6 protein-coding genes, 1 tRNA gene and 2 pseudogenes are annotated in these 9,599 nt (G+C 36.5%); 2 read left to right on the top strand and 7 right to left on the bottom strand.

The features are described from left to right. A partial coding sequence (locus A9G37_RS04725; protein ID WP_065574780.1) for a transposase occupies positions 1–185 on the bottom strand: 185 nt, incomplete at its 3' end. A gap of 424 nt (positions 186–609) precedes the next feature. Here A9G37_RS04725 and A9G37_RS04720 point away from each other — a divergent pair. Next, positions 610–685: transfer RNA gene (locus tag A9G37_RS04720), tRNA-Lys, on the top strand. A gap of 93 nt (positions 686–778) precedes the next feature. On the opposite strand, the pseudogene A9G37_RS04715 reads toward A9G37_RS04720, so the two are convergent. The 6 genes and pseudogenes from A9G37_RS04715 to A9G37_RS04685 form a co-directional block, all read right to left on the bottom strand. Beyond that, a pseudogene (locus A9G37_RS04715) lies at positions 779–1,861 on the bottom strand (IS481 family transposase). A gap of 38 nt (positions 1,862–1,899) precedes the next feature. Then, a pseudogene (locus A9G37_RS12105) lies at positions 1,900–3,210 on the bottom strand (IS1182 family transposase). Positions 3,211–3,346: 136 nt separating this feature from the next. Then, positions 3,347–6,205, bottom strand: coding sequence for a valine--tRNA ligase (locus tag A9G37_RS04700; RefSeq protein ID WP_065574777.1), 2,859 nt, complete (start codon positions 6,203–6,205; stop codon positions 3,347–3,349). Positions 6,206–6,398: 193 nt separating this feature from the next. Beyond that, positions 6,399–7,247 (bottom strand): pantoate--beta-alanine ligase, encoded by an 849-nt coding sequence (panC, locus tag A9G37_RS04695; protein ID WP_065574776.1) that lies wholly within the window; start codon positions 7,245–7,247, stop codon positions 6,399–6,401. A 5-nt stretch (positions 7,248–7,252) separates the two neighbouring features. Beyond that, the gene (gene panB / locus A9G37_RS04690; protein WP_065574775.1) at positions 7,253–8,107 is read right to left on the bottom strand and encodes a 3-methyl-2-oxobutanoate hydroxymethyltransferase; all 855 of its coding nucleotides are present in this window, start codon (positions 8,105–8,107) and stop codon (positions 7,253–7,255) included. Next, the gene (locus A9G37_RS04685) at positions 8,104–8,946 is read right to left on the bottom strand and encodes a Rossmann-like and DUF2520 domain-containing protein (protein ID WP_065574774.1); all 843 of its coding nucleotides are present in this window, start codon (positions 8,944–8,946) and stop codon (positions 8,104–8,106) included. Before A9G37_RS04685 ends, panB begins: the two co-directional genes overlap by 4 nt. Before the next feature lie 216 nt (positions 8,947–9,162). Between A9G37_RS04685 and A9G37_RS04680 the strand changes: the two genes are divergently transcribed. Beyond that, a partial coding sequence (locus A9G37_RS04680) for a helix-turn-helix domain-containing protein (RefSeq protein WP_141671059.1) occupies positions 9,163–9,599 on the top strand: 437 nt, incomplete at its 3' end.

Here is a 9,599-nt window from a genome sequence, read left to right as displayed (position 1 = left end):
TTTTCAGCCTCCAGCTCTTTTAAGCGTTTGATATCCGAAGTTTCCATTCCGCCGTATTTTTCCCGCCATTTATAAAAAGTTGAATTACCCATGCCATATTTACGGCAGAGTTCCTTGACAGGAATACCTGCTTCAGCTTCTTTTAAAATAGCGACGATTTGATGTTCAGTCATTTTTTTCATCATTAAATCCCCTTTTACTTTTATCATAGAGAATTTTCTACTTTTTTGCTGTACTATTTTAGGGGAGAGTTACAGTTGACGACAAACAGATAAAGAAAATACAATATCTATTGAACACACGCCCAAGAAAACGGCATAAGTTTAAAAGCCCTGCCGATTTTTATTCTAAGGAGCTAAGAAGAATTGCACTTCATGGTGTAATCTAGGATTTTTGCCTCCAAAGTTAAATTGCGAATTAATGTGAATTATGACAACAAGTTTTAGTTAGATAAATAATATTGATTTTATAACTATTTTAGTTTTACAATATTATAATACTAATTTTGATATTTCTGAGATTTATATCAAAATATCCTGATAAATAAAATTAGATTGATAATTTGCATTATTAATCTAAATTATATAGAATAGGCGGAAATATTTAAGTGGGTTGTTAGCTCAGTCGGTAGAGCAGTTGACTCTTAATCAATTGGTCGCGGGTTCGATCCCCTCACAACCCACCATTTCTCTTATTTAAACTCTTATCTAATTTTAAAAAGTATTATAAGATAAATAGTTAAGCTGTAGTAGCTCAAACTTAATCTGACAGACACATATTACTCATCGGTCTTCATTTTAACAAAATGCGTGTCTGATGAACAAAATAAATTCTCTAATTGCTTTTCCTTAACCAACCCTCTTGCATCATTCCATGTTTGCCATGGTGTCTTTCCATAACAATACTTTCCCGAGTGTGCTCTTTCTCGATTGTAAAACTCAAGCCATTGCTCAATGTCGTTTTGTATTTCACTCAATTGCGTGTAAATCTTACGTCGAAATAAAATATCATAACATTCTGTTTTTATCGTCTTATGGAATCGCTCACAAATACCGTTAGTTTGTGGACTGTAGGCTTTGGTCTTGGTGTGTTCAATATCTTCTAGATTAAGATAAAGTTCATAAGCATGGCTCTCCTTATGACCGTTATATTCCGTACCTCGGTCTGTAAGAATGCGTAAAAGTGGCGCTTGTTCGTAGTCAAAGAAAGGAAGCACTTTATCATTGAGCATATCGGCAGCAATCAGACTGTTTTTCTCGGTATAGACTTTAGCAAAAGCGAGTCTGGAATAGGTATCAATAAATGTTTGTTGGTATATTTTCCCTATGCCTTTAATATGCCCTACATAATAGGTATCTTGTGCACATAAATAACCCGGATGATGTGTCTCAATTTCGCCATGCGCTTCTCGTGATGCTTTGGCTTTTTCAAGAGCCTGTAATTGATTTTCAGTGAGCACACATCCTTCTTATGCCACTTTGGTTTCTAGCGCAATTAAGCGTTTTTTAAAACTTTCTAAATCATAGCGTAGCCAAATAGAGCGTACACCACTACCTGACACCATTATGCCTTCTTGACGGAGTTGATTGGCGACCCTATGTTGCCCATAAGCTGGATATTCATAGGCCATATTGACAACGGCTTGTTCGATATGCGGCTCTACCCGATTTTTTTCGATAGGCTTTTTACGACTAATTTCTTGAAGCGCAAGCTCTCCCCCTTGCTCATACAATTTTTTAAAGCGATAATAACTATCTCGACTGTATCCCATGACTTTGCAAGCTTGTTGAACGTTACCGAGTTGCTTAGCTAATTCTAGAAGGCCTAATTTAGGTTTAATGATTTTGGCTGTTTGATTCATTTCTGACTCTCCTTTTGTGTTATAAAATAACTTAAATGTCAGATTAAGTAAAGACTATTACACTTTATCTCTATTTTCTTGATATTTTGAGCCGTTGCGGCCAATAAACACTGTGCGCTCTTCCTCTAAATCGTGCATAGCGATGTCCGTGGTGTTGTTTAGCATCAGCAAAGCTGCGCTCTATGGTCTCTTTTCGTCGAGCATAAACTTCTTTACCCCACTGACTTAAACGAATTTCGTTGGCCTTTTCTTTATCTGCTTCCCAGATATGGCGTGTGATGACTTTCTGTGTATTTTTACTCTGTGTACACTGTGACAATAACGGACAGACTTTTCAGGTTGTTGAATCAGAATGATAATGACGATAACCTTCCCTGCTGGTAGTTTTATATATTAATGTTTGCCCGTTTGGGCAAGTATAAGTATCGTTTTGACTGTTATAGATAAACTGCTTTTTTCTGATGGGATTCGCACCATGGGTGGGACGACGATAACCCAACACCGGATATATCTGCTCTGCCAGCAGTAAATGGCAAATGGGAGCCGTAAAATAACCCGCATCAAGACCGACACCAACCGGATTAAAGCCAAATCGCTCTAATTGGCGTTTTAATCGAGCCATGTAAGGCTGGGAATCATGAATATTTCCAGCTGTGACATAGGTATCGGTAATTAAATTATGTTTGCCATCAACCGTTCGGTGATCTAAGTAGAAAAATCCTTTAGGCTTGCCTTCCCAATGCATAAAGCCACTGTTCAGATCTGTTGTACTGACTTTAATCTCCTTGTATTTCTCTACCGTCGATGGCTTTAAAGCTTTTTTCCGTTTAATTCTCTTTCTGCGTTGATGGCTTGATTAAGCGCATCAATATAATGACTGGGCTCAACAATACGCTGCTCATTACGTGCTTTGCCTTTATTGGCATTTGCTTTCAGGTGAGTACTATCCGTATATAAAACCCGACCACTTATCAACCATTTGGCAATGGCCTGCTCAACAATATTATCAAAAATCTGTTGATAGATTTCACTGTCATTAAACCGACGGCGACGATTTTGGCTGAGTGTTGAGGCGTCAATCACTTTTTCGGTTAATCCCATTCCAGAAACCAGCGGTAAGCTAAATTGACCTGAATTTCCTGAACCAGACGACGTTCACTGGGGATACCGAAAAGATACCCCAATAGCATGATTTTAAACAGTCTGACCGGATCTTCTGCTGGATGACTATTATTAGGGCAATAAAGTGGTGCTACCGCTTCTCGAATAAATTCAAAATCAATGACTTTAGCTATTTTACGAACAAGATGATTTTAAGGGACAAGCGCATCTAGCGAGATTTGCTCTATTTTTTCTGGTGTCGCTGGAGTTGTTTTTTTAGCATAGAAGAATTCCTCTTATTATTAGATCAAAGAACTCGCCAAAAAGAGGGCTCTTTGTCATCAATCTGAAGCCTCTCATTTGAGAGGCTTTTTATTATTAATATTAAAGATTTTTTATCAGCAAATATTGTTCTTGCAGTTTGGCTTTATCATTAATATAACCTTGTTGTTTTTCTTTCTCTTTAGTGACTACTGCCGCAGGTGCTTTATCAACAAAGCTTGCGTTAGATAACTTGTTTGCAATCCGCATAATTTCACCTTCAATGCGTGCAATTTCTTTTTCTAAACGAGCAAGTTCATTTTCTTTATTAATTAATCCTACCATAGGTATTAATAATTCCGCACCGTCAACTAATTTAGTTACTGATAAAGGTCCAGTTTCATTTTCATCTAATAAGACTATTTCAGATAATCTTGCTAATGATTCAATAAAACTAATATTATTGCTAGTAATTCGATGCACTGTTGGTGACGCTTTACGAATTAATAACTGTAGTGGCTTACTTGGTGCAATGTTCATTTCTGCACGAATATTACGTACAGCAATTACCGCATCTTTTATCCAATTAATATCTGCAACTGCCTCATCATTTGAAGACTGGTTATCAAAAATAGGCATTGGTTGTAACATAATGGTATCAGCTTTAATATCCATTAGTGGTTTTACATTTTGCCAAATTTCTTCCGTTATAAATGGAATAATTGGATGAGCCAGACGTAATAGAGCATCTAATACAGTCACTAACGTATGACGAGCTGCACGTTGCTGCGATGTTTCGCCATTAGCTAAAATGGATTTCGTTAGTTCTAAATACCAATCACAGAACTGGTTCCAAGTGAATTCATATAAAATATTAGCAGCCAAATCAAAACGATAAGTATCAAATGCCTCACGATAATTTTTAACTGTTTGATTAAATTCAGCCAAAATCCATTTATCAGCTAGCGAATAATCTAAATCTCCTCCTTTAAAACCACAATCATGCTGCTCAGTATTCATTAACACATAACGGCTTGCATTCCATAGTTTATTACAGAAATTACGATAACCTTCTAAACGTTTTAAATCCCAATTAATATCACGCCCTGTTGATGCTAGTGCTGCGAGTGTAAATCGTAGTGCATCAGTACCATGCGTTTCAATGCCATTTGGGAATTGCTTTTCTGTTCGCTTAGCAATTTTCTCAGCAAGTTGTGGTTGCATCATATTGCCTGTTCGTTTTTTTAACAAATCAGCTAAAGAAATACCATCAATCATATCTAAAGGATCGATAACGTTTCCTTTAGATTTTGACATTTTTTGTCCTTCTTCATCACGAATTAGACCCGTGACATACACCGTTTTAAATGGGACTTGCGGTTTTCCATGTTCATCTTTTATAAAATGCATGGTCATCATGATCATTCTAGCTACCCAAAAGAATATAATATCAAAACCGGTCACTAGCACATTCGTTGGATGAAACGTGGTTAAGTCGTCAGTATTTTCTGGCCAACCTAACGTTGAAAATGTCCAAAGCGCAGACGAGAACCAAGTATCAAGCACATCTTCATCTTGCTCTAACTCAATATCATTTGACAAATTATTTTCACGTCGTACTTCAGCTTCATCACGCCCCACATATACATTACCTTGTTTATCATACCACGCAGGAATACGGTGTCCCCACCATAATTGACGGGAAATACACCAATCTTGAATATCATTCATCCAAGAAAAATACATGTTTTCGTATTGTTTTGGTACGAACTGAATATCGCCATTTTTGACCGCATCAATGGCTGGTTTTGCGAGCACTTTGGCTCGCACATACCATTGGTCCGTCAACATAGGTTCAATAACAACACCGCCACGATCACCATAAGGAATGGTTAAATCATGAGGTTCTATTTTTTCCAAAATACCTAGTTTTTCACATTGTGCAAGAATAGCTTTACGGGCAGCAAAACGCTCTAAATTCTGAAATTCTAATGGTATATCAGTTGAATATAACGTGCTAGGTTCTCCGTTAGTATCAAATACTTCAGCTTGTGTACGAATATTACCATCAAAAGTTAGGATATTTATCATTGGTAACTGATGACGGTGCCCAACTTCATAGTCATTAAAGTCATGAGCAGGTGTGATTTTTACACAACCAGTACCTTTAGTCATATCGGCATGTTCATCACCAATAATAGGAATGCGACGATTTACGAACGGTAAGACTACAAATTTACCAATCAGATCTTTATAGCGTGGATCTTCAGGATTAACAGCAATACCTGTGTCACCGAATAATGTTTCAGGACGAGTTGTGGCGACAACTAAATAATCTTTTCCTTCTGATGTTTTCACACCATCAGCAAGATGATAACGTAAGTGCCACATTGAACCTTTTACTTCACGATTTTCGACTTCAAGATCAGAAATAGCGGTACGCAGTTTTGGATCCCAATTAACTAAACGTTTGCCGCGATAAATCAGATCTTCTTGATATAATCTAACAAAAACTTCCTTAACGGCATTGGATAAGCCTTGGTCCATTGTAAAACGCTCACGCTCCCAATCAACTGAATCCCCTAAACGACGCATTTGCTTTGTAATGCTGCCACCTGATTCAGCTTTCCATTGCCAGATTTTTTCGATAAATGCATCGCGACCATAATCATGACGAGTTTTGTTTTCTTCTGCAGCAATTTTCCGCTCTACAACCATTTGCGTTGCTATACCTGCATGATCGGTTCCTGATTGCCACAAAGTATTATTGCCCTGCATACGATGATAACGAATTAAGGCATCCATAATAGTTTGTTGAAATGCATGCCCCATATGTAAACTCCCAGTTACATTTGGTGGTGGGATAGCAATACAGTAACTTGGTTGAGACTTATCGCCATTGGGTTTGAAATACCCACTTTCTTCCCAATGTTTGTAAATAGGTTGTTCAATTTCTTGTGGATTATAAGTCGTATTTTTCATAATTAATGCATAAATCCTGATTTAAGGCATAAAATTTTGACCATTCTACAGTAAAATAGCTAAACAATAAATTGGCAGAATAATAAACTCGTTGATTTAATCTTCTTAAAAAATTTTTATTACACGACAAATGACAAAAAAACCGCTTTATATCAAGTGGTTTTATATATCTATCACCAAAATATTGTTATAACTAGGGATGTTGATATATAAAATTATCAATTAACCGTGTTTTACCAATATAAACGGCTAACACACATAAGCAATCTTGCTCAAGCATATCAACCGATTGTAAAGATGTTAGATCAACAAATTCAATATAATCAATTTTAGCTAAGGGTTGATTGGTTATAAGCTCATGCATAACTTTTGTAATAACAGTTACTGACTTTTCCCCCTGCTTTATCATTGCTTTGGCACTTTCTATAGCTTGATAAAGGCAAACAGATGCGGATCGTTCGTTTTCGGACAAATAACTATTACGCGAGCTTTTAGCTAGCCCATCAGCTTCACGCACAATCGGACAACCAACAATCTCAATATTAAAATTCAGATCATTTACCATACGTTTAATTACAGCTAGCTGCTGTGCATCTTTCTGACCAAAATAAGCACGATCAGGTTGCGTAATATTGAATAATTTTGCGACAACAGTGCAAACACCTTTAAAATGCCCCGGACGCTTTTGTCCACATAATGCGTTGGTTAAACCATTAACATCAACATAGCTACTAAAATTACGAACATACATTTCATTAACAGTTGGGCAAAAAATCAAATCTACCCCCATCTGCTCACAAGCAATTTTATCTCTATTTAAATCAATAGGATAGCTTGCTAAATCCTCAGAAGGACCAAACTGGATAGGATTAACAAAAATGCTCACAATTACTTTTTGGTTTTCCTTTTTAGCCGCGGCCATTAGACTTTGGTGACCCTCATGCAAATATCCCATTGTTGGAACAAGCCCTATACTATACCCAGCTTGACGCCAAGCTTTTACTTGTGCTTGGACTTCTTTAATTGTACTTACAATATTCATTTGTATTAGCCCTTATGGTTAATAGTAAATTCAAGCTTGAGTTTCTCTATAACATTATCTTCAATAGAAAACTCATGATTTGTAGCTGGGAACTGTCGATTATTAACTTCTTGGCAATACAATTTAAAAGCTTGTTTCATTTGTTCACCAATCGATGCAAAAGATTTTACAAATTTTGACGAAATACCATCATACATTGATAACATATCTTGATAAACTAGCACTTGCCCATCACAATCCCCCCCCGCTCCAATGCCAATCGTCGGAATATTAACTAATTGTGTGATAAATTTCGCTAAACCTGCCGGAACACACTCAAGCAAAATAGCTGCAGCACCAGCTTTTTCAACCGCTAATGCATCAAGAACAATATTTTTAGCATGTTCATAATCCTTACCTTGAACTTTATACCCACCTAAAGCAAGTACAGATTGTGGCATTAACCCAATATGCGCTACAACAGGAATAGATGCTTGTGTAATCATTTTGATATGTTCATAAAATGCTTGCCCACCTTCAAGTTTCACTGCTTGAGCTTGCCCTTCTTTGATTAAACGACCTGCATTTAAAACCGCATCATATACAGACGTGTGATAAGACATAAAAGGTAAATCTGTCACCACAAAAGCTGACTTAGCGGCTCTTGCTACTGCTTTGGAATGGTGAATCATATCCTCCATAGTAACCGATACAGTACTATCATAACCTAACATCACCATTCCTAAAGAATCACCGACTAACAGACAATCTATACCACTTTCGTCCATTAATTTGGCTGTAGTATAATCGTATGCAGTTAACATGGTAATTTTTTGTTGATTTTGCTTGCGTTTTTGTAGTGTAAGAATTGTATTTTTCAAGGTAACAGCTCCAGCTCTAATTGTCGATAATCCTTATTTGGATGTTTTGTCCGACTAATATTAAGTAAAATAGTTGATAATTGTAGATAAATCGGCTTGAGTTCATCAGGCATTGCCATAATATGTTGTTTGATAGTTTCAATATCACCACGTTCGACAGGTCCAGTCAAAGCATTGATCACTCCTACTTTACCAATATTATTTGCATTTCCTAGAAATAATGGATGCCAAGCCTGTTCACTAAATTCAGCATCTAGTGTACATTGTTTAAACAAATCAACACCGATTTGAACCAATGCAATAACTTGATTACTTAACATAACACAAGCAGCATGATACAACTGTTTTTTACTTGCAGGTAAAATTGCTAAAGGATTATTTAGTGGAGCTAATGTGGCTCGTAATTGAGGGATAATATTTTCATTTGCTTCAAGAGTAAAAGAGATACCTGACATTGCCATATAGCAACTAAATCTATCATAAATAGCATATAAAGGATGCAAAGAAAACGCAAATGGGTGAACAACCTTATGTTGACTAAAAATATGCGATGTTAACAGACCACTACAATGACCAATCCATTTGTTAGCAATAGATAATTGACAAAGTTCTTGCCAAACTGTGACTATTTGACCATCAGGTACTGTGACTAATATGCAATCACTATCATTAACTAATTCAGGTAAAGAAGTATAATGTTGGCTTTGAGTAAAATCACTTGCCTCTTTTGCATGTTCATAGGTTTGGCTATAAAATCCAGAAATCTGCATTCCACATAAAGAAAAATACTTAGCTAAAGTACAACCTACTTTACCTGCACCGATAAAACCAATAATCATTACAACTGTAAATTATTTGAAGTCGTTGCATTATAGCTTAATCAGCTTGATATTCAATCAAATTAGATATCAATAACATTTAAAATAAATAAGTAAGATATTATTTTAATAATCCTGGATTCAAACATGAAGTGCAATTTTAAACACGGTGGAGTGAAGAAAGTAGAAAGGTGATTTATACTAGCACCTTCGCACCACCACAGTTTGGAGATTGCTATGTATTATAATCACCTTTCTAGGAAGGAAAGATACCAGATTTTCGTATTATTACAAGCCGGAAAGAATAAAAAAGAGATAGCCCAGCTACTCAATAGACATCCTTCGACAATAAGTCGAGAGATAAAAAGAAACTCAAAACCTAATCAAGCCTATCAAGCACATGATGCGGTAACCCTAGCTAAGAAAAGGCGAAAAAACAGCGGTAATGGTAAGCCAATAGAGTCTTCGGTATGGCGCCAAGTTGAAAAATACCTCATGCTTTATTACAGCCCAGAGCAGATTGCTGCACGTTTAAAGAAAGTCAGCGTCCAATCAATCTATAACTATCTTTATCAAAATAAAGCGCGCTATGAACAATTCAAACCTTATCTAAGGCGAAAAGGCAAAGCCTATAGGCATTGTAAGGCACCGAGTATTAAAGAAGGAGACCGCCG

This window comes from Gilliamella sp. GillExp13 (genome assembly GCF_001690815.1).
Taxonomy (GTDB): domain Bacteria; phylum Pseudomonadota; class Gammaproteobacteria; order Enterobacterales; family Orbaceae; genus Gilliamella; species Gilliamella bombi.
This window is presented reverse-complemented; position numbering and strand designations above follow the sequence as displayed.

Bases quoted from the DNA above. Each gene is read 5' to 3' on its own strand.
- A9G37_RS04685 (WP_065574774.1), bottom strand. From the start codon at position 8,946: ATGATTATTGGTTTTATCGGTGCAGGTAAAGTAGGTTGTACTTTAGCT.
- panC (WP_065574776.1), bottom strand. From the start codon at position 7,247: ATGAATATTGTAAGTACAATTAAAGAAGTCCAAGCACAAGTAAAAGCT.
- A9G37_RS04700 (WP_065574777.1), bottom strand. From the start codon at position 6,205: ATGAAAAATACGACTTATAATCCACAAGAAATTGAACAACCTATTTAC.